The organism is Blautia pseudococcoides (genome assembly GCF_001689125.2).
In the GTDB taxonomy this organism is placed as follows: Bacteria; Bacillota; Clostridia; order Lachnospirales; family Lachnospiraceae; genus Blautia; species Blautia pseudococcoides.
In genome coordinates this window covers 3,267,847-3,288,893 of sequence record NZ_CP015405.2, presented here as the reverse complement: position 1 = coordinate 3,288,893, position 21,047 = coordinate 3,267,847, and the positions used below count along the sequence as shown (strand labels likewise).

Here is a 21,047-nt window from a genome sequence, read left to right as displayed (position 1 = left end):
CCATAGAAAGTCATCATAGCGTGCTTTCTATAGTTGATAATATAAGAAACATGATAATTTTTGAATAAGTGAGAAAGTAGGTTAGTTTAAAAATGGCTAAAGTTACAAAAAAAGTGACAAAAAAGCGTATTAAGAAAAACGTTGAACGCGGACAGGCACATATCCAGTCATCTTTCAACAACACGATCGTTACATTGACAGATGCTGAAGGAAATGCTTTATCATGGGCAAGTGCCGGTGGTCTGGGATTTAAAGGTTCAAGGAAATCTACTCCGTACGCAGCACAGATGGCTGCAGAGACTGCTACAAAAGCAGCGTTAGTTCATGGTCTGAAGACTGTTGACGTTTTTGTAAAAGGACCGGGATCAGGAAGAGAAGCAGCAATTCGTGCGCTCTCAGCTTGCGGTCTGGAAGTTACAAGTATCCGTGACGTAACACCGGTTCCGCACAACGGATGCCGTCCACCAAAACGTAGAAGAGTCTAATTAGGAGGTTAAGAAATCATGGCAGTAAATAGAGTACCAGTTCTGAAAAGATGCAGATCCCTGGGTCTGGATCCTGTATATATGGGAATTGACAAGAAATCCACCAGACAGTTAAGAAGAGCAAACAGAAAAATGTCTGAGTACGGACTTCAGTTAAGAGAAAAACAGAAAGCTAAATTCATCTACGGCGTTCTGGAGAAACCTTTCCGTAACTACTATGTAAAGGCTGACCAGAAACAGGGTCAGACAGGTGAAAACCTGATGATCATGCTGGAGACACGTCTGGATAATGTAATCTTCCGTATGGGATTAGCAAGAACCAGAAGAGAAGCAAGACAGATCGTTGACCACAAGCATGTAATGGTAAACGGCAAACAGGTAAACATTCCGTCTTACCTGGTAAAAGCCGGAGACACAATCGAAATCAAAGAAAAATGCAAATCTTCTCAGAGATATAAAGACGTACTGGAAGCAACAGGCGGACGTCTTGTACCGGCTTGGTTAGATATGGACCAGGAAAATCTGAAAGGTGAAGTAAAAGCACTTCCGACAAGAGAGGAAATCGACGTTCCTGTTGACGAGATGTTAATCGTCGAGTTGTATTCTAAGTAATATGCACGTAGCAAGGAGGGCTTTGCATGTTCGATTTTAACAAACCCAAAATTCAAATCACAGAAATGTCTGATGATAAGAGATATGGGAAATTCGTTGTAGAACCACTGGAGAGAGGATATGGTATCACTCTTGGTAACTCTTTAAGAAGAATTATGCTTTCTTCTTTGCCGGGTGCTGCAGTGAGCCAGGTCAAGATTGACGGCGTTCTGCACGAATTCAGTTCGATTCCGGGTGTAAAAGAGGATGTGACACAGATCATTATGAATCTGAAAAACCTGGCGATCAAGAACACAAGCGACAGCACAGAACCCAAGACCGCTTATATCGAGTTTGAAGGCGAAGGTGTTGTCACAGGCGCAGATATCCAGGTAGATCAGGATATCGAAGTCCTGAACCCAGAACAGGTAATTGCCACCTTAAACGGCGGCACAGGATGCAAATTCAATGCAGAACTGACAATTACCAAGGGTCGCGGATATGTCAGCGCTGACAAAGGAAAAACAGACGATATGCCGATTGGTGTGATTGCTGTTGATGCAATTTATACTCCGGTAGAGCGTGTGAACATGACTGTTGAAAATACCCGTGTTGGTCAGGTTACTGACTTTGATAAACTGACACTGGATATTTACACCAATGGTACCCTGGACGCCGATGAGGCAGTCAGCCTTGCGGCTAAAGTACTGAGCGAGCATTTAAGCCTCTTTATTGACCTTTCTGAAAGTGCAAAGACTGCAGAAGTCATGATCGAGAAGGAAGATGACGAGAAAGAAAAAGTTCTTGAGATGAATATTGATGAACTGGAGCTGTCCGTTCGTTCCTACAACTGCTTAAAACGTGCTGGTATCAATACAGTAGAAGAACTTTGCAACCGTACTTCTGAGGATATGATGAAAGTCCGTAACCTGGGACGTAAATCTCTGGAAGAAGTGCTTGCGAAGCTGAAAGAATTGGGCTTACAGTTAAATCCCAGCGAGGAGTAAGCCTCTGATAAGAATTTATGGGCAAAAAGCAGTATGTCAGTAAGACCGAAGAAGCATGGCATAGTGTTCCACAAATGGAGGAAATATTGAGATGGCAAAATATAGAAAATTAGGCAGGACATCTGACCAGAGAAAAGCATTACTGAGAAATCAGGTGACAAACCTGTTATACCACGGAAAAATCGTTACCACCGAGACCAGAGCAAAAGAAGTTCGCAAGATTGCTGACGGATTGATCGCTATGGCAGTGAAAGAAAAAGACAACTTTGAGACAGTTAAAGTTATGGCAAAAGTTCCGCGCAAAGATGCTGACGGAAAGAGAGTAAAAGAAGTTGTTGATGGTAAGAAAGTTACCGTATATGACGAAGTGGAAAAGGAAATCAAAAAAGATGCTCCTTCCAGATTACATGCAAGAAGACAGATGTTAAAAGTTTTCTATCCTGTAAAGGAAGTTCCGGCTGCAGCTGCTGGTAAGAAGAAGAATACCAAGAATGTGGACATGGTTGAGAAAATGTTTACTGAGATCGCTCCGAAGTATGTTGACCGTAATGGTGGTTATACTAGAATCGTTAAGATCGGACCGCGTAAGGGCGATGCTGCTATGGAAGTTGTTTTGGAATTAGTTTAATATGGATTTTGGGCCTCTGGGGGAAACCTGGGGGTCTTTTTTTGTTGTGTATGAGGGGGGACGGGGAACCCGCGGCAGGATATTACCTCTGCCACACCCTGCCGCGGGTTCCCCTGAGAGCGTCCTGCGGGGGTGAAAGGGCGTCGTGTGTGTGGAACAGATGTTGAAAGAGCGTTAAGTGTGGGAACAAATGTTGAAAGGATGTCGTGTGTGGAACAGATGTTGAATGGGGGTTGAGTGTGGGAACAGATGGTGAAAGGGTGTTGTGTGTGGGGGAACAGATGGTGCAAGGGTGTTGTGTGTGGGGGAGCAAATGGTGAAAGGGCGTTGGGCAGGAAAAGTTGGGGGAGGGAAAAGATGGTGGTGGGAAATGTGGGTTGTATATTTGGGGGTTCGGTAGTAAAATAAGCTGAGATGGAAAGGGAGGATTGGTTATGGGTAAGAGGATGTTGTTTATTTTTAATCCCAGGGCTGGGAAGGGGAGTATTAAGAACCGGCTGGTGGATATTTTGGATATATTTGTGAAGGCCGGGTATGAGGTGACAGTGCATCCTACGCAGGCTTACAGGGATGGACAGAGAGTGGCCCGGCGTAAGGGCGGGGAGTATGATCTGCTGGTTACCAGCGGAGGAGATGGGACTCTGGATGAGATCGTGACGGGGATCATGGAAGGGGGGCATTCTACGCCGGTGGGGTATATTCCTGCAGGGAGTACGAATGATTTTGCTAACAGCCTGCATGTGTCTAAGAATATGCTGGAGGCGGCTGTGGATATTGTGGAGGGAAGGGCTCACGCTTTTGATGTGGGGAAGTTTAATGATGACTTTTTTGTGTATATTGCGGCATTTGGGCTGTTTACAGATGTTTCTTATGAGACGAACCAGGATTTGAAAAATATTTTGGGACATGCGGCCTATATATTAGAAGGAACTCAGAGATTGTTTAATATCAAATCTTATAATATGAGGATTGAAAGCCGGGAATGTGCCATGGATGGGGAGTTTATTTTTGGGATGGTGAGTAATGCTACCTCTGTGGGCGGATTCCGGAAACTTACAGGACCGGATGTGATGCTGGATGACGGGGTTTTTGAGGTTATGCTGGTACACAGGCCTAAGAATATATTGGAGCTGAATGAGATTATTGCATCTCTGCTGGGTGGGGCGGATACAAAGCTGATCGAGTCGTTTAAGACGTCATCACTGAAAATTTCCTGCGAGGGACCTGTTTCCTGGACCCTGGATGGAGAGTTTGGGGGAGAGCACAGGGAAGTAGAAATTACAAATATGAAGCATGCAGTACAGATCATGATCGCGGAGGATGATACGGTTCCTCTGATCAATACGCTGGTATAGGGATACCATTTCTGCACACACCGGAATACTATAATAGAAACAGAAACTAATCAGGTGTGCAATGAATTCTCTAGCTGTTTTAAAGGGTATATTGTTGATTCTTGCACTGACCATGGATTCTTTCGTGGTCAGTTTTGCTTATGGGGTTAGTAAGACTAAAATGCCTTTGGGTATTGTGGTTTGTATGAACCTGCTGATGAGTACGATTTTAGGTACAGCCATTTTTATGGGAAGCCGTCTGGCTTCACTGCTTCCGGAAGGAGTTACGGGGAGGCTTGGGTTCCTTCTGTTGTTTGGTATTGGATGTTACAGACTTTTCTCTTATTTTTTGAAGAAAGGGGAAGCGGAGTCGGAAAAGGTGAAGGCGCTGAATCTGCTGGAAGGCTTGGGGCTTGCTTTTATATTGTCCCTTGACAGTATTGCAGTGGGGATCGGGACCGGGCTGGTGCAGTCCGGGCAGGTACTGCTGGTTATTGGCTCTTTTCTGGCAGGTATTGTTGTGATGGAGGCCGGCTGGATGCTTGGGCACGGAACCCGGCATATTTTGAACCGGGATTTGTCCTGGCTCAGCGGGGTGTGTCTTCTTTTGCTGGCTATTGGCTCCCTGCGTGGCTAAATCATAAATTTTTTCTTGATTTTTGGCAGTTTTTGCGGTATCGTAGAAACAGTTTTAATGACTAAGTATCTCCGTGGCTCTCAGGTGCGGGGATGTATGGCATATAAGGGAAAAATATGGGGCCTGGGAGAGATGTAGTATGGGGCAACACAGTAAGGAAAGGAAAAACATATGAGCGAGTATACAAACGTAGCTGAAATTTTCGGAGAGGATGTGTTTAATGACACGGTCATGCAGCAGCGTCTTCCGAAAAAGGTTTACAAGGATTTGAAACAGGCAATCCTGGAGGGAAAAGAACTGTCCCCTGAGATCGCGGATGTGATTGCCCACGAGATGAAAGAATGGGCTATGGAAAAAGGGGCGACACATTATACTCACTGGTTTCAGCCGTTGACGGGCGTGACTGCTGAGAAACATGATTCTTTTATTACTGCGCCGCTTCCTAGCGGGAAGGTCCTGATGAGTTTTTCAGGCAAAGAGTTGATCAAAGGGGAACCGGACGCGTCTTCCTTTCCGTCCGGCGGACTGCGCGCCACTTTTGAGGCCAGAGGGTATACGGTTTGGGACTGTACCTCTCCGGCGTTTGTAAGGCATGATGCGGCAGGTGCCACACTCTGTATTCCTACAGCATTCTGTTCCTATACAGGGGAAGCCCTTGATCAGAAAACCCCGCTGCTGCGTTCTATGCAGGCTATTAATAAACAGGCATTGCGCCTGATCCGCCTTTTCGGTGATACAGCAGCCAAGAAAGTTACCCCCTCCGTGGGAGCGGAGCAGGAATATTTTCTGGTGAGCGATAAGAATTTTATGCAGAGAAAGGACTTGACTTTTACGGGACGCACGCTTTTCGGCGCTATGCCTCCCAAGGGCCAGGAGATGGATGACCATTATCTGGGAACCATCCGTCAGAAAATATCCGCATACATGAAGCACGTAAATGAGGAACTGTGGAAACTGGGGGTTACTTCCAAGACACAGCATAACGAGGCCGCTCCGGCACAGCATGAGCTGGCACCTATCTATGCAGAAGTCAATGTGGAGGCTGACCACAATCAGATCATTATGCAGACATTGAAACGCATCGCTTCCCAGCACGGAATGAAATGTCTGCTCCACGAGAAGCCTTTTGCCGGTGTGAATGGTTCCGGTAAGCACAATAACTGGTCTCTGACTACAGATACCGGAGTGAATCTGCTGGATCCGGGCATTACACCCCATCAGAATATCCAGTTTCTGCTTGTTTTAAGCTGTGTGTTAAAGGCTGTGGACAGACACGCTGCACTGCTTCGGGAATCCGCTGCGGATGTGGGAAATGACCATCGCCTGGGGGCGAATGAGGCTCCTCCGGCTATTATCTCGGTATTTTTGGGTGACCAGCTTACGGATGTTATGAACCAGTTGATCACAACGGGTATGGCTGACCACAGTATTGAGAGTGAGAAGCTGGAAACAGGCGTGAAATCTATTCCTGAGTTTATGCGTGATACCACAGACAGGAACAGGACCTCACCCTTTGCATTTACCGGCAATAAATTTGAATTCCGTATGGTTGGTTCCAGGGATTCCATTGCCCCTGCGAATATGGTGCTGAATACCATTGTGGCCCAGTCTTTCAAGGAAGCCTGTGATGTGCTGGAAAAGGCGGAAGACTTCGATATGGCAGTCCATGACCTGATCAAGAGGAATTTCACACAGCATCAGAGAATCGTGTTTAACGGCAACGGATATTCTGAAGAATGGGTAGAAGAGGCAGCAAAGAGAGGCCTTCCAAATATCGGATGCATGGTGGAAGCTGTGGAGGCTCTGACTTATGAGGAGTCTGTGAGTCTGTTCGAGGAGTTTGGCGTCTTTACAAAGGCAGAGCTGGAATCCCGAAAAGAGATTAAATACGAGACATATTCCAAAGCCATCAATATTGAGGCCAGGACTATGATAGATGTTGCCAGCAAGCAGATCATCCCGGCAGTGATCAGATATACAAAGAACCTGGCAGATTCCATCAATGCAGTGGTTTCCGCAGGGATTCTGGATGTGGATGTGCAGACAGAGCTGCTCAGAGATACATCTGCCCTCCTGAAGGATACCAGGGACGCTCTGAATCATTTAAAAGAGGTGGCAAAAACAGCAGCAGCCATGGAGGAAGGTAAAGAACGTGCTTTCTATTACCGGGAGAAAGTAATGCCCGCAATGGAGGCTCTGCGCCGTCCGGTGGATGAGCTGGAAATGATCGTGGATAAAGATATGTGGCCAATGCCTTCTTATGGGGATTTGCTGTTTGATGTATAATTTAGAAAAGGTGTTCCGGATGCAGATTCGGAACACCTTTTGTGTTATAATAAAAATGTGGTGTTGCAGATGCAACAGACGGCTGTTAAATGAAATGCTATGATCAGATAAAAGTGAAGGTGCCATATAAGATATAGGAAGCGTTTGATAATGATGATGCGGGTTAAGAGAAACCGGGATAGTGTCAGTGAACAGCAGGAATGAGTTATTATTTATAAAAGCTGTGGTTTGGGCAGAGTAAGCAAGAGAAGAATGAGCAGATGAGAGGAATTGTAAATGGATAAAGAATTGGAATTTTTACGGGAACAGGGTGTGGATCGCGGCCTCATTGACGGGGTGGAGGAATTTCGGTCAAGGTATGACGTGGCGGAGGAGGCGAAAGGGCGCGTGATTTGCCCGGACATGCCATTTTACGGCAGAGAAGTGCTGGAAATGGGCATTGCCGCTCTTCTGGAGGGGGAGAACCTGCTTCTGACAGGTCCTAAGGCTACAGGGAAAAATATGCTGGCAGAGAATCTGGCATGGATTTTCGCCAGGCCGGTATACAATGTTTCCTTCCATGTAAACACCAACAGCGGCGATTTGATCGGCACAGACACTTTTGTGAATAATGAAGTGGAACTGCGCAAGGGAAGTATTTACCGATGTGCGGAATTCGGCGGTTTCGGGGTTTTGGATGAGATCAACATGGCCAAAAATGATGCGGTTTCTGTTCTTCATGCTTCTTTGGATTATAGGCGCTGTATTGACGTGCCGGGATATGACAAGATAGATCTGCATGACGCCGCACGTTTTATCGGAACCATGAATTACGGATATGCAGGTACAAAAGAACTGAACGAGGCGCTGGTTTCCCGATTCCTTGTGATTGATATGCCGCCTCAGAATGAAGAGACTCTGGAATATATATTCCGCAGGAAATTTCCACAGATCAAAGAAAATGCGCTGAAGCAGTGGATCGGACTTTTCATGGATTTACAGACAAAGGCAGGCAACAGTGAGATCACTACAAAGTCTCTGGATCTGCGGGGAATGCTGGGAGCACTGAAGGCAGTTTCCTGTGGGCTTCATCCCGCGCTTGCCGTGCGCATGGGAGTCGTCAACAAATGTTTTGATGTATTTGAAAAAGAGATTGTCCAGGATGTGGTCATGACACGGATACCGGAATCCTGGAATACAGGGGATGTATTTCAATGAGAGAAGAATTTGAGCTGGAGCTGGAGAACAGAATCCGCAATCTGATGTGGACGGTGAGCGGGGACTATACCCTGGATGTAAAACCGGATTTGGAGAGTTTCCGGCGTTCCAGGTATATCGCTCTTTATGACGGCATCAAACAGGGCGCCTTTGCCCGCTATTTTGACCGGGAAGAGCTTTCCTTGTATCTGGTTAAGAAAATATACCTTCACGCCCAGGAAGGGGAATTGATCAGCCTTGCACAGCTTTGTATTGAGTGGGCGGTCTGTGACCGGATCATGGAGGAGAGGGAAGGCGTAGGGGAGATCAGGACAAAAGCTTTTGAGGACACCTTGGAGATGGATTTTTCTCAACTAGTGGGGTATGAGGCAGGCCGGTTAAAAATATCCCTTTTTAAGGAAGCTCTGAATGGGGAGGAACCAGCCACAAACAGGCTCCGAGGGTTCATGGAGAAAGTTTATGAGCTGAAAAATGCCGTGGATACTATGGAAGTCATACGGACAGTGGATTTTCTTTATAATGAGATTGTGGACCCTCAGTTTGTAAAGCAACACGGTTCTCTGGAGCGCGTGCTGGCAGTCACTTTGGAGGAATTAACAGAGTTTTCCTGGAAAGATTATCTGGAGGAGGAGGCTTTGGAGGAAACCTTTTCCGCTTATCTGGATAAAGTAACGGAGAGCATGACAAACCTGGACATGATGGAGCAGGCAAAACAGCAGGAACAGGAGGAGGACAGGGAAGAGGAGAACACTAATAAGAAAAAGGTTCTGCTGGTTGATGAAAAAGCCCTGGAACGTATGTACAGTTATGTACAGAGAAATTACGGGAAGTCCTATTTGACCGAGCCGGAGGAAAAACGTCTGAATTATTTATTGTGCAGAGGTATCCATGCGGACTGCAGCCTGTATTTTACGGAAGGGGTTTTAAAGAATCCTGTGCTCCGCAATTACCAGTATGAATACGCCAAAAAGCAGAAAGATAAAAATCTATATGCTTACCACAACAATCACAGGATGGTGAAGAATAATATCTGGACACTCACCGATATGCTGAAAAAGGCATTTACCATGCGGGATGAAACAGATGACGCGCTTTCAGACAGAGGAAAGATCATCCCCTCCCGTCTGTGGCGGATCGGCAGGACACAGGACGCAAAATTTTTTGTGCGGGAGCTGAAGCAGGATAACAGTGATTTTGTGGTAGATGTGCTGATTGACGCCAGCGGGTCTCAGAGAAGCAGGCAGGGACAGGTTGCCATGCAGGCTTACATTTTAAGCGAAGCACTGAGTAATGTGAATATTCCTCACCGGGTTATGAGTTTCTGTACTTTCTGGGACTACACTATTATGCAGCGTTTCCGCAGTTATGAAGATGACAGGAGTGCAAACAGCAACATTTTTGAATATATTACATCCTCCAACAACAGGGACGGTCTAGCTCTGAAAGCCGCGGGCCATGAATTGCTGAACAGGGATGAGGAGCACAAGGTACTGATCGTGTTAAGTGACGGCCGGCCGTACGATGTGATCCTGAACCGCCCAAACGCCAGAAATCCGCAGCCATATCAGGGAAAATACGCCATATCGGATACCGCTTTTGAGGTGCGTAGGCTGAGAAACCAGGGTGTGTGTGTTCTCGGTGTTTTTGCCGGGGAGGAAAAGGATTTGCCGGCAGAGAAGAAAATCTTTGGAAAGGATTTTGCTTATATCCATAATGTGAACGGATTTTCAAAAGTGGTGGGAAGATATCTGATACGGCAGCTGGAGAAAGAGGAATAGTGCAGACGGCAGGGGCCTTCGGTGATTTGGAGGTATCTGCCGTTCTTTTATATGGACGCGGGCAGGATTAACAGATATAATAGATGGAAAGCAGCAAGGATGTGAGCTGCGTGGTGAAAAAGCAGAGGAAAGAAAGGTTATTATGTATGGCAAATAAAGTGGAGAGCAAAAAATGTCCTGTAGTGAAAAGATGCGGAGGATGCAGCTGCAAGGGCACTTCTTATAAAGAACAGACCGATATGAAGGAAAAACAGGTGAGGAAACTTTTAAAGGGAATCTGCAAAGTGGAGCCTATTGTGGGGATGGAGAATCCTTATCATTACAGGAATAAGATACATGCTGCGTTTGCGCATCTTCGGGACGGAAGTGTTGTTTCCGGAAAATACGCGGAGGGAACCCACAGAGTCGTGCCTGTGGATGACTGTCTCATCGAAGATGAGAAAGCAGACGCCATTGTGAGGGACATTCGGGGGCTTTTGAGGTCATTTAAGATCAAGATTTATAATGAGGACAGCGGGTACGGGCTTCTGCGGTATGTCATGGTGCGCAGGGGATTTACAAGTGGGGAAATTATGGTGGTTTTAGTATTGGTGTCACCTATTTTTCCATCCAAGAATAATTTTGTGAAGGCCCTGAGAAAGCTGCATCCGGAGATCACAACGGTTGTTTTGAATGTGAATGATAAGCGGACAAGCATGGTGCTGGGGGAGAGGAACATTACCATTTACGGAAAGGGGTATATTGAGGATGAGCTCTGCGGCTGTATTTTCCGCATCTCGCCTTCTTCCTTTTATCAGGTGAATCCTGTGCAGACGGAAAAGCTGTATGGGAAAGCTGTGGAATTTGCGGGCCTTACAGGCAAAGAGCGGGTGATTGACGCATACTGCGGTATTGGCACCATCGGCCTGATCGCATCCAAACATGCGAAGGAAGTGATCGGCGTGGAATTAAATAAGGATGCAGTGCGCGACGCAGGGATCAATGCAAAGAGAAATGGCAGTAAAAATTTCAAGGTATGCCAGGGCGATGCCGGGGCATTCATGGTACAGATGGCCGCAGAAGGGAAGCGGGCCGACGTGGTTTTCATGGACCCGCCCAGAGCTGGCAGTGATGAAGCCTTTCTGTCTTCCGTGGTGAAACTGGGGCCGGAAAAGGTGGTGTATATTTCCTGCAATCCGGTGACACTGGCAAGGGATCTGCGGTATTTGGTAAGGAAGGGATATGAGGCGGTGAGGGCGGTGCCTTATGATATGTTTGCTTGGACGGAGTATGTGGAAACCGCCGTGCTTCTCGTGCAGAAGGGTTGATAAATTGGAAAGGAACTTCAGGCAAATATTCTGCTGGTTTATGAACATATTAAAAAATTTTATCTGAAGCAGGAAACAAAGTGTATTTTATCTTACTTATCCAATAAGCTACGAACTGCGTAGCGATTTAGTCGAATACATTATCGTCTGCTTTTTGTGCGGAAAATGAAAATCCCGTCAGTTCTATTTTTTCCTCTGAGCCGCTTGCGGCTGTGGATAATTTCAGCGGGCGGATGACCGTGAACGCATCACCAATTGGCAGAAAAACAGACCGGGACTACGGCAAAAACAAACATGAACCATGGTAAAACGTTGCTATTTTTATCATGGTTTGTTATACTTAACATAATATTCATGTATAGGAGCAAAGAAGGGGACAATTGTTTTTAGCACGGGAAAGGTGAAAATGAAAAACTTAAGAATCAGTAAAAAGTTGGTTATATCTTATGTTGTTATACTTCTGTTCCTTATTACAGGAATGGCCGTCAGTATTGTGAATCTTGTAGATTTCAGCAAACAACTTGAGACATTTTATGACGGGCCGTTTCTTGTAAAAGGCAGCGCCAATATGATCAACTCTAATTTTGAGAGAATGCAGAAAGCGGTGTACCGTTCAATCGCCAATGGGGATGAGGCGATCACCGGTGAGGCCATAGAAGATGCCAAAGAGTCTGCCAAAATAATACAGGAACAGCTCCCTATTGTGAAGGAACATTTTCTTGGCGACAAACAGATCATAATCAGGCTGGAGGAGCAGTTCACCAAGCTGGCGCCTATGAGACAGCAGGTCCTGGAACTGGCAGCTCAGAATAAAACAAGGGAAGCGGCAGCATATATGGAGGCCAACAATATTCCCACCATAAAAGCGGCCCAGGAAGAACTGGATCTGTTGAGTGAGAATAGCGATCTGAAAGCAGAGGAGCTGATAGAAAATATACGTGTAGACCAGAGGAATGCTATAATTATGCTGAGTTTTCTGGGAATCTGCAGTATTTTGATCAGTATTCTGTTCGGCACCTATATTACCAGGGCTATCACTGTGCCGGTTTCGGAACTGGCACAGGCTGCGGATAACCTGGCCAGTGGAAACCTGAGGGCAGCAGCCATCGGTTATACGGCAAAAGACGAACTGGGCCATTTGGCTGACAGTATGCGCAGTGTGGTGGATTCGCTTTTAACCATCATACAGGATGAGGGTACTTTGCTGGGAGAAATGGCAGACGGTAATTTTAATGTGCGGTCAAAAGCGGAGGAAAAGTATGTAGGGGACTTTGGAAAAGTGCTGGAATCTATTGAACGGATCAAAACCTCACTAAGCGATACATTGATGCAGATCGATCTGTCTTCTGACCAGGTGTCATCAGGGGCTGACCAGGTGTCATCAGGAGCCCAGGCTCTTTCCCAGGGGGCGGCAGAACAGGCGTCCTCCATCGAAGAACTTGCGGAGACCATCAGAGGCATTTCCAATCATGTAAAACATAATGCAGACTACGCGGAAGAGGCAGACCGGCGTGCAAATGCGGCGGGGAGCGAGGCCGTAGAGAGTAACCGCAGGATGCAGGATATGGTATCAGCCATGGCTGATATAAGCACCAGTTCCAGAGAGATCGGTAAAATCATCAAGACAATTGAGGATATTGCGTTCCAGACCAATATTCTTGCACTCAATGCGTCAGTGGAAGCAGCCAGAGCCGGGGAAGCAGGCAGAGGATTTTCCGTGGTCGCAGCGGAAGTCCGCAATCTTGCCACAAAATCAGCAGAAGCATCCAAAGACACTGCCGCATTGATCGAGAATTCCCTGAATACCGTCATAAGCGGTACACGTATTGCGGATGAGACAGCCCACTCGCTTGACGCGGTGCTGGAAAGTGTCCGGCTTGTAACCGGGATCATTGGGCAGATCACAGCGTCCTCCATAGAGCAGGCAGATTCCATCCTTCAGATAGAACAGGGAATTGAACGGATCTCTGAGGTGGTGCAGACGAATTCCGCTACAGCGGAAGAAAGCGCGGCTGCCAGTGAAGAGCTGTCAGCGCAGGCACAGCTTTTGAAAAATCTGACCGGACAGTTTCGTCTGGAATCAGATGCATGTCAGTGATCAGGGATCAGAAGTTCTTCCGCTTCTTTTATTCCTGATTGGACCAGTTTGCTGATCGTGAAATGAAACTCATGCATCAATAGTTCTTCCAGTTTCTCAGAAAAACGGACGGCGTCTGCTTCTTCCAGGGAACGGCTGAAGGTTTCAAAGCAGGAAATATACAGCTTCTTTTTATCATCACTCCTTTTCCATATACTGTAAAGTGTGTATCCCCAGAAAAGCTGCTGCAGGAGCTCCGTGTAAACGGTACGGACAGCCTCATATGGGGAATATTGTCTCAGCAAATCCAATGTGGCATAAGTGATCAGCTCATACTGCTGACGGTCTTTCAGTCCTGACAGTCGTTCCTGACAATCCTGTATGGCATTGGTATCCAGCGAAGATATGGTGATTTCCGAAACTTCCCTGCAGGATAAGGCCAGGATCTGCAGGCTTTTTGCCATATCTAACATCCGTTTCCGGACAGCAGGTTTTGTAAAATCGCAGTTTTTTGCTGTCTCTTTGTAAGACAGCACTTTAGTTCCGATCCGTTTGAAGGATTTGGTGGCACCCACGCCGTTGAGCAGGGAAAGTGCCCTGCGGACCGTACTCACAGATACATTTCTCTCTTTGGAAAGCTGACTCAGAGAAGGGAGAAAGGTGTCTGCAGGATACTGGCCCCGGCTGATTGAGGTGAGAAGGTCCATTGCCAGTGAGTAGCATATTTGTGATGCTTTTTTATATGGGCTCCATGTGAACGGGATCTCCTGGGACGGCCCGGGCATGGTGATCCTTTCTTCATAAAACCGGCACAGGGACAGGGAAATGGAATCCTGTGCGCTGCGGATGGATCTGCGCAGAGAATCCCAGTCTTTTTTCAGGCAAAATTCTAAAGAGCGCGGCGCATATTCCGTGACGACTGACATATGCCAAGGATTTTCGGGTGTACTGAAAAAAGGTGCCTCAAAAAAGGTAAAGATCTGCCACAGCAGCCGAAGGAAAAGATCGTTTCCCAAAGACGCATAAGCTGTCATAATGTAGTCGAACGCAAAAACCGGAGGATATGTATGATCGGCATCAGACAGATGCGTACTGTTGAGCATCTTTGCAGGTGCATTTTTAAGTCCGAGCCACTGGGCATGGCCTGTCAGCGGTCCTATTGATTTACTTAAATCAATCAGGGCATTTTTTCTTTGGGAAAAGAAGAGCTGGACATTGTCCTCTATCTGCTGTTCACTGTAATCCTTTATGACCACAGACCCTACATTCTGGGAGATGGTGATATAGCCATCCTTCTGCAGGCGCAGATATGCCCGGCGTATGGTATCCAGTGAGACAAAAAAGCTGCCTGCCGCATGTTCCATTTTGGGAAGCGTATGGCCATAATGGTAGACCCCGAATTGAATGTGTGTTTTTAATACACCATAAACTACGTTGCACAGTTCTGTATCATCTTTCACAAGTCTTACCTCATTTCTTTTGTTTCCATCAGTATTTTTAAATCAGTATAGCATGAACATAAATATTTTACCACAGGATCAAGCTGTGCGCTATGCGGAGATTCCGTGCATATCCTCCCGGAATATTGATATTCTCTATGCCAATCAGGCGGCCAGGACATGAACCGGTTCTCCGTGAACTGTTGATTCCGGAGCCTGAGAAGCAGCCGGGATATGTCAGATACCAGTTTACTGTGACATGCAGATGCTGCAGTCTGCATTGGCAGAAGCATTCAGCCCATATTCCGGGGATGATGGGGAATATACGGATTGATATGGGAATCTATTGGCCTTTTGCTGGGCGCATGGTATAATACTTGGTATATAAGTTGAATATTCTGACTGGAATTGAGCTGCTGTCCGTAAGGACCGGCCGATGCCATGATTTTGGAGGAGAACAATGTCTAATATTTCAAACAGAGAAAATAAATATGGTAACGAGCCTGTGAAAAAGAGGGAAAGGTCTGTCTCCGGGAAGATCATCAGGAGCCTGCTGTTGGCGCTGACTCCGTCACTGGCTATTTTGATTGTTATTTCCTGCATAATGGCAGCCGGTGCTATCTCAGACCTTAATGAAGAACTTTTGGATGTGCAGACAGATTATGCGGTTTCTGTTGTGGATGATTTTTTCAGCAGTAAAATTGCGTCAGTCAGTATGTTTCAGGAGAGCGCTGTTCTGCAGCATTACTTTGAAGCCGTGAATACGGCGGAGGATATTGACCGGTATGAGGGCAGGGATGTGGTAAGAAAAGAACTATCAGGGGCATTGGAGCGTATGTCTGACCAGATGGTTATGCAGGTATGGGCCGCAGACGAGAGGACGGACAGCTACTTTCTTTCAAACGGTGAGGCAGTGGATGCAAATTTGAAACAAGTCATATGGCGCCAACCCCTGCTTGATGGGAAGAAAACAGTGGTGTCAGAGCCTTACTTGGATCCCGCCTCAGGAGAATCTATTGTGTCTGTGGTTTCGCCGGTTTTTTCTGAAGATGGTGCGGATATTGCGGGATATGCCGGTTTGGATGTCTTTGTGAGCAGTCTGTCACAGCTTCTCTCAGAGATAAAGGTGGGGGAAGAGGGATATCTGGAAGTAATCTCCCACGATTCGGATTACATATACAGCGATGACCCCGCAGCAATGGGGAAAAACGTGGAGGAACTGGATATATCCAATGACTACAAAGAAAAAGTAAAAAGCGGCTACAATGGAATCGTGGATTTTCATTACAGTGATACTGCTTATACCTCCATGTTCAGAAACTGTGAAACAACAGGCTGGCTGGCCGCTGCCACACTGCCGTTGGCAGAGGTAAATGCAACCCGGAATTATCTGATCGCTGTACTTGTGCTGCTGTCGGTTATCATACTCGGACTCCTGGCTGTTATTGTGATTGCCGTTACCAGAAGGATGATGAGGCCCCTTGCGGAGATCAGCAGCAATATGGAGGAGTTTTCCGCCGGAAACCTGGAGGTTACGATCAAAGAATACGGCAATGATGAGATTGGACGTATGGCTGGCAGCATCCGTTCCTCTGTCAGCACGCTGAAAGAAATGATACATGATATTACTCATATTTTGAGTGAGATATCACATGGCAATCTGGATGTGACGGTAAATGGCAATTACATCGGCGATCTGCGGTTCATCCGGGAGGCGCTGGAACAGATCATTGAGTCACTGAATATAACACTGGGGCAGATCAATGTCTCGGCTGAACAGGTATCTTGTGGTTCAGAGCAGGTTTCAGAGGGGGCTCAGTCCCTTGCCCAGGGCGCGTCGGAACAGGCGGGCGCAGTGGAAGAGCTGGCAGAGAGTATCGGGGTGATATCCGCACAGATCGCCGCTAATGCGGAAAGTGCTGCAAAAGCCAGCCAAAGAGCCGCAGATGTGGGCCGGGAGGCGGCGGCCAGCGACATCCGTATGCAGGAAATGCTGGCAGCAATGCAGGAGCTGAGAGAATGTTCACGGGAAATAGGCAATATCGTCAAGACGATTGAGGACATAGCGTTCCAGACAAATATACTGGCGCTGAATGCCGCTGTGGAGGCAGCCAGAGCCGGAGAGAGCGGCAGGGGATTTGCTGTAGTTGCAGGGGAGGTGAGAAACCTTGCCAACAAGAGCGCCGAGGCATCCAGAAATACCACGGTGCTGATAGAGAGTTCTTTAAGAGCCGTGGAAAATGGAGCGGCGCTAGCGGACGAAACCGCAAAGACACTGAAACTTGTGGTAGAAGGAGTTGGCGGGGTGGCTGACGCCATTGACAAAATCTCAGAGGCATCCGGTGAGCAGGCCCATTCTGTAGAGCAGGTATCACAGGGAATAGAGCAGATTTACGGCGTGGTCCAGGTAAACTCCGGTACCGCGGAGGAGAGCGCTGCCGCCAGTGAGGAGCTTTCCGCCCAGGCGCAGATCTTAAAAGAACTGATTGGAAAATTCAGGATCAAAAAATAACATCAGAAGGAAAGGGAGGATAAGATGAGATACAGAGAACTTGGGAGAACAGGACTAAAGGTCAGCGAGATCGGCCTGGGTGCAGAGTGGCTGGAGCGGCACACTGCCCAGGAGGTAAAAGAGGTGGTCCTGCACTGTGAGGAAGCGGGGATCAATATTCTGGACTGCTGGATGTCAGAGCCGAATGTAAGGTCAAATATCGGCGCGGCGATCAAAGGAAGGAGACAACACTGGATCATCCAGGGGCATCTGGGCTCCACCTGGCGCGGCGGCCAGTATGTTAGGACCCGTGACCTGGCCCAGACTAAGTCTGCTTTTTGTGATCTGCTGGAGCGTCTGGGAACCGATTACATAGATCTGGGCATGATCCATTTTGTGGATGAGGAAGAAGAGTTTCATCGTATTATGGATGGGGAATTCTATGCATATGCCGGGGAACTGAAGGAAAAGGGGATGATCCGGCATATTGGAATGAGCACACACAACCCGGCAGTTGCAAAGCTGGCTGCCGTGAGCGGTAAGATCGAAATGATCTTATTCAGCATTAACCCTGCGTTTGACATGCTTCCCGCAAGTGAGGACATGACCGAGTATTTTAAAGAAAGCTATGATGAAAAGCTGGGAGGCATTGCACCTGAACGGGCGGAACTGTACAGAATCTGTGAAAAGAACGGGGTAGGCATTACGGTTATGAAAGGGTATGCGGGCGGACGTCTGTTTTCGGCTGAGACATCCCCGTTTCAAGTGGCGCTGACACCGGTGCAGTGTCTGCACTATGCCCTGACGCGTCCGGGAGTTGCCAGTGTCATGGTGGGTTATGACACGCCTGAACATGTAGACCAGGCGGTGGCGTATGAAACAGCCTCAGAGAAAGAAAAGGATTATGCCACAGTGCTTGCCAATGCCCCGGCCCACGCTTATTATGGACAGTGTACCTATTGCGGGCACTGCGCACCGTGTCCCTCCGGGATCGACATTGCCATGGTGAACAAACTGTATGACCTGGCAGTGATGCAGCCGGAGGTTCCTGCGGCGCTGAAGGCCCATTATGAAGGCCTGACTGCAAATGGGAAAGACTGCGCGGAGTGTAAAAGCTGTGAGGATAACTGCCCCTTTGGCGTGGCCGTCACAGAAAAAATGAGAAAAGCGGAAGAACTTTTTAAATAGCCCCTTCTTATGCAGCCTGAACAACAATTAGAAAGGAAAAGAGATTATGACGAAAGAGAAACTGGCACTGGAAGTAGTGGAACGGTTAAAAAAGGAATACCCTGATGTGGGATGCACCCTGGATTATGACCAGGCATGGAAGCTGCTTGTCAGTGTCCGTCTGGCAGCCCAGTGCACAGATGCCAGAGTCAACGTGGTAGTACAGGATTTATATGCAGAATATCCGGATGTGAATGCACTGGCGGAGGCAGATGTGGAGGATATTGAGCGGATCGTGAAGCCCTGCGGCCTGGGAAAGAGCAAAGCCAGGGATATCAGTGCCTGCATGAAAATACTGAGGGATGAGTACAGCGGCAGGGTACCCTCTGACTTTAATGCCCTTCTGAAACTGCCGGGAGTGGGGCGCAAAAGCGCCAATCTGATCATGGGGGATGTATTCGGGAAACCGGCGATCGTGACAGATACCCACTGTATCCGCCTGGTCAACCGATTAGGTCTTGTGGACGCCATAAAAGACCCTAAGAAAGTGGAGATGGCCCTTTGGAAGCTGATCCCCCCTGAGGAGGGCAGCGATTTCTGCCACAGGCTGGTGTTCCACGGCAGAGATGTGTGTACAGCCAGAACAATACCTTACTGTGAAAAATGCTGCCTGCGGGATATCTGTCAGAAAAATGGTGTGTGAGGATGCGCTATCTGACAAATGTGGGAGAGATCCTGGGACAACTGGTGCAGACCATAGAGAAAGCAGTGCCGGCTGGGAAAATATCTGTGTCATACCAAAGGATGAGAAGGTTTTTGGTTTGCTGAGAGAATCAGGGGGACATATGAGAGCCAGATCTGTGCCTAGGGACGGTATCATTGTGATCCGCTGAGAGAGGGGATGGATGCCGTACCTACCGCGGGCGGTACAGCATTTCCGGTGAAGCCTTCTGTCCTCCATAGCGGATTTGGCGGAAGATCCGGAACAGATCAGTTAAGGCTGCATCGGGCGCATCAAGCGCGCCGGCGGCCTTTTCTTCATATTTCAGAAGCGTTTCTCCCTCCTGGAATGGCAGACTCGACAGTTTTCCTCTGCGCCCAATGAATTTCCGGAGGCACCCAGCCTATTGGCTCCAGATAAGCTTCGGTCCAGGCATGGGCACTGGAACCCGCAAGAAGTATTTCACTGTTCTCCGTGTCACAGGTACGGTCTGTGGCAAATCCTTCCACATATCGGGTGGGGATCTTGCGGCAGCGCCCAAGTATGGCCATGGCTGTGGCAAAGGAAGTGCAGTAGCCGGTCTTTGTGTCAAAGAAAGGCATCTGCAAAATCCCTGCCCCCCCTCAGGGGAGTCCCCGGTTGCGGTATAATGATAGCTGTTCAGGTATGTGCGGATGGCTTCCAGTTCTTCGTAGGGAGTCCCGCAGCCTTGGGTGATCTTGCAGCATAGCGCAGTGGTTATTGCGCAGCAGAAAAAAAACAGGTATAATATATAAAATATGACAAAATACTACAAGGTGACAGTAAAAATATGCGGAAGAAAAATTGGATAAAAAGACTGGCTTTTGTGATGGTCATACTGTTAGTGCTGTTCGTGTTTGCAGCGAATATTGTGGTGGATCTGGCATTGGTTCCGGAGAAGATGGAACAGACCCAGGCTTTTGAAGATATAACGGAGGACAGCTACGAAGCCCTTGTCCGGACAGATGACATTGAACAGAACAGGATGTCCAGTCTGGAGAAAGCTAACCAGTGGGCACAGACATCTGACAGTCAGGAGCTGTCTGTGACAACAGAAGACGGATACCGTCTGATCAGCAGGGCGTTTTACCGGGAAGGCGGGAGTCATAACTGGGTCCTGCTGCTGCACGGTTATACCGGATGGAAAGAGGAGATGTACCCCATTGCCTATGAGTATGCTAAAAGAGGATATCAGGTTCTGGTGCCGGATATGCGGTGCAGCGGTGAGAGCCAGGGCGATTTCATCGGTATGGGATGGACCGACAGACTGGATAATCAGCTGTGGCTTGAGATGATCCTGGATGTGGATGAGAGTGCACAGATAGTCATACACGGACAATCTATGGGAGGTGCCTGCGCGCTGATGATGGCCGGGGAGCAGCTTTCGGAACACGTGGTCGCGGCAGTATCCGACAGTGCGTATACGGATGCCTACAGTATTTTTAAAAAACAGTTAAAGGACTGGTTCCATATCCCCGGATTTCCCCTGGTGGACGGTGCCAGCCTCATGCTGCAGATGCGCGGGGGCTATAGTCTGAAAGAGGCCTCTGCCCTGGAAGCTGTGAAGAAAAGTACCATTCCCCTTTTGATCATACATGGGGAGGAGGATGCATTTGTACCTGTGGAGATGGCTTATGAACTGTACGATGCGGCGGACTGTGAAAAAGAAATCCTGATCGTTGAGGGTGCGGGCCATGCCCAGGCACCCGACAAGGCACCAAAAGAATACTATGAAACCGTATTTTCTTTCCTGGAAACGCATGGAATGACCGGTTTTGGCTGAAAATACAAAGTGTAGGAAAAGGGCAGGGAAGAATCCCTGGATGTGCGGCTTGAAAAATCTCTGCCTGTCTGCTATAGTAGGTAGATAAAGCGCGTGTG

General features: G+C 47.8%; 18 protein-coding genes. 15 read left to right on the top strand and 3 right to left on the bottom strand.

Annotated features, from left to right (window positions below; all coding sequences use genetic code 11):
• The first annotated feature begins 92 nt into the window (after positions 1-92).
• The 11 genes from rpsK to A4V09_RS15630 all read left to right on the top strand — a co-directional run bounded on the left by rpsK (position 93) and on the right by A4V09_RS15630 (position 13,348).
• On the top strand, positions 93-485 hold the full coding sequence (rpsK, locus tag A4V09_RS15680) for a 30S ribosomal protein S11 (RefSeq protein WP_018595061.1): 393 nt from the start codon (positions 93-95) through the stop codon (positions 483-485).
• Positions 486-503: 18 nt separating this feature from the next.
• Positions 504-1,097 carry a 30S ribosomal protein S4 gene (gene rpsD, locus A4V09_RS15675; RefSeq protein ID WP_065543176.1) on the top strand — a complete coding sequence of 198 codons (594 nt, stop codon included), beginning with the start codon at positions 504-506 and terminating at the stop codon, positions 1,095-1,097.
• A 26-nt stretch (positions 1,098-1,123) separates the two neighbouring features.
• A complete protein-coding gene (locus A4V09_RS15670) occupies positions 1,124-2,083 on the top strand; it encodes a DNA-directed RNA polymerase subunit alpha (protein ID WP_018595063.1) in 960 nt (319 codons plus the stop codon).
• A gap of 91 nt (positions 2,084-2,174) precedes the next feature.
• Complete coding sequence (locus A4V09_RS15665) at positions 2,175-2,711, top strand: bL17 family ribosomal protein (protein ID WP_065543175.1); 537 nt, start codon at positions 2,175-2,177, stop codon at positions 2,709-2,711.
• Positions 2,712-3,145: 434 nt separating this feature from the next.
• Entirely contained in the window at positions 3,146-4,066 is a 921-nt protein-coding gene (locus A4V09_RS15660) for a diacylglycerol/lipid kinase family protein (protein WP_065543174.1), read from the top strand.
• A 61-nt stretch (positions 4,067-4,127) separates the two neighbouring features.
• Positions 4,128-4,682 carry a manganese efflux pump MntP gene (locus A4V09_RS15655; RefSeq protein ID WP_065543173.1) on the top strand — a complete coding sequence of 185 codons (555 nt, stop codon included), beginning with the start codon at positions 4,128-4,130 and terminating at the stop codon, positions 4,680-4,682.
• 171 nt (positions 4,683-4,853) lie between these two features.
• Positions 4,854-6,968 (top strand): glutamine synthetase III family protein, encoded by a 2,115-nt coding sequence (locus A4V09_RS15650; RefSeq protein WP_065543172.1) that lies wholly within the window; start codon positions 4,854-4,856, stop codon positions 6,966-6,968.
• A gap of 276 nt (positions 6,969-7,244) precedes the next feature.
• Positions 7,245-8,165 (top strand): AAA family ATPase, encoded by a 921-nt coding sequence (locus A4V09_RS15645; protein ID WP_065543171.1) that lies wholly within the window; start codon positions 7,245-7,247, stop codon positions 8,163-8,165.
• A complete protein-coding gene (locus A4V09_RS15640) occupies positions 8,162-9,943 on the top strand; it encodes a cobaltochelatase CobT-related protein (RefSeq protein ID WP_065543170.1) in 1,782 nt (593 codons plus the stop codon). Before A4V09_RS15645 ends, A4V09_RS15640 begins: the two co-directional genes overlap by 4 nt.
• An 83-nt stretch (positions 9,944-10,026) precedes the next feature.
• Entirely contained in the window at positions 10,027-11,250 is a 1,224-nt protein-coding gene (gene rlmD, locus A4V09_RS15635; protein WP_330396450.1) for a 23S rRNA (uracil(1939)-C(5))-methyltransferase RlmD, read from the top strand.
• Positions 11,251-11,656: 406 nt separating this feature from the next.
• Positions 11,657-13,348: a methyl-accepting chemotaxis protein gene (locus A4V09_RS15630; RefSeq protein ID WP_065543169.1), complete on the top strand. Its 1,692-nt coding sequence runs from the start codon at positions 11,657-11,659 to the stop codon at positions 13,346-13,348.
• Here A4V09_RS15630 and A4V09_RS15625 read toward each other — a convergent pair.
• Positions 13,342-14,787: a GntR family transcriptional regulator gene (locus A4V09_RS15625; protein WP_065543168.1), complete on the bottom strand. Its 1,446-nt coding sequence runs from the start codon at positions 14,785-14,787 to the stop codon at positions 13,342-13,344. The two genes, A4V09_RS15630 and A4V09_RS15625, sit on opposite strands and share 7 nt — an antisense overlap.
• 439 nt (positions 14,788-15,226) lie before the next feature.
• Here A4V09_RS15625 and A4V09_RS15615 point away from each other — a divergent pair, with 439 nt between their 5' ends.
• From A4V09_RS15615 to A4V09_RS15605, 3 genes are read left to right on the top strand one after another with little or no spacing between them, the layout of a single operon-like run.
• Positions 15,227-17,278, top strand: coding sequence for a methyl-accepting chemotaxis protein (locus A4V09_RS15615; protein WP_065543166.1), 2,052 nt, complete (start codon positions 15,227-15,229; stop codon positions 17,276-17,278).
• Positions 17,279-17,302: 24 nt separating this feature from the next.
• Entirely contained in the window at positions 17,303-18,445 is a 1,143-nt protein-coding gene (locus A4V09_RS15610; RefSeq protein WP_065543165.1) for an aldo/keto reductase, read from the top strand.
• A gap of 46 nt (positions 18,446-18,491) precedes the next feature.
• Positions 18,492-19,127, top strand: coding sequence for an endonuclease III domain-containing protein (locus tag A4V09_RS15605; protein WP_065543164.1), 636 nt, complete (start codon positions 18,492-18,494; stop codon positions 19,125-19,127).
• A gap of 211 nt (positions 19,128-19,338) precedes the next feature.
• On the opposite strand, the gene A4V09_RS26850 is transcribed toward A4V09_RS15605, so the two are convergent.
• Together A4V09_RS26850 and A4V09_RS15590 are read right to left on the bottom strand one after the other, a co-directional pair.
• Complete coding sequence (locus A4V09_RS26850) at positions 19,339-19,473, bottom strand: DUF4129 domain-containing protein (protein WP_408606839.1); 135 nt, start codon at positions 19,471-19,473, stop codon at positions 19,339-19,341.
• Complete coding sequence (locus A4V09_RS15590; protein ID WP_242964144.1) at positions 19,463-19,747, bottom strand: transglutaminase-like domain-containing protein; 285 nt, start codon at positions 19,745-19,747, stop codon at positions 19,463-19,465. The genes A4V09_RS26850 and A4V09_RS15590 overlap by 11 nt, the downstream gene beginning before the upstream one ends.
• 209 nt (positions 19,748-19,956) lie before the next feature.
• Here A4V09_RS15590 and A4V09_RS15585 point away from each other — a divergent pair, with 209 nt between their 5' ends.
• Positions 19,957-20,949 (top strand): alpha/beta hydrolase, encoded by a 993-nt coding sequence (locus A4V09_RS15585; RefSeq protein WP_065543161.1) that lies wholly within the window; start codon positions 19,957-19,959, stop codon positions 20,947-20,949.
• Positions 20,950-21,047 lie beyond the last annotated feature (98 nt).